At 41.1% G+C, this 353-nt stretch carries 1 protein-coding gene; it reads left to right on the top strand.

The window, feature by feature from the left end; all coding sequences use genetic code 11:
* A partial coding sequence (locus Q0921_RS24980) for an Ig-like domain-containing protein (RefSeq protein WP_299261895.1) occupies window positions 1-353 on the top strand: 353 nt, incomplete at both ends.

Here is a 353-nt window from a genome sequence, read left to right as displayed (position 1 = left end):
GCACAAACCGTAAATGGATGGGCAACTGCTATTGATGATGGAGACTCAGACGCTACACAAATACTTACTTTTACAGTGACAAATGACAATAACGCATTGTTTAGCACACAACCAGCTATTAATGCATCCGGAAACCTAACCTATACTCCTGCTTCAGATGTTAGTGGATCTGCAACAGTAAATGTAGTGCTATCTGATGATGGAGGTACAGCCAATGGCGGAGATGATACGTTTGCTACACAACAATTTACCATCACAGTAAATACTGTAAACGATGAACCTAGTTTTACTGCGGGTGCTAATGAAAGTATAAATGAAGATGCTGGTGCACAAACCGTAAATGGATGGGCAAC

This window comes from uncultured Aquimarina sp. (assembly GCF_947496855.1).
In the GTDB taxonomy this organism is placed as follows: Bacteria; Bacteroidota; Bacteroidia; order Flavobacteriales; family Flavobacteriaceae; genus Aquimarina.
Note: the sequence above shows the minus strand (reverse complement) of the source record. Positions and strands in the feature narration are given on the sequence as shown.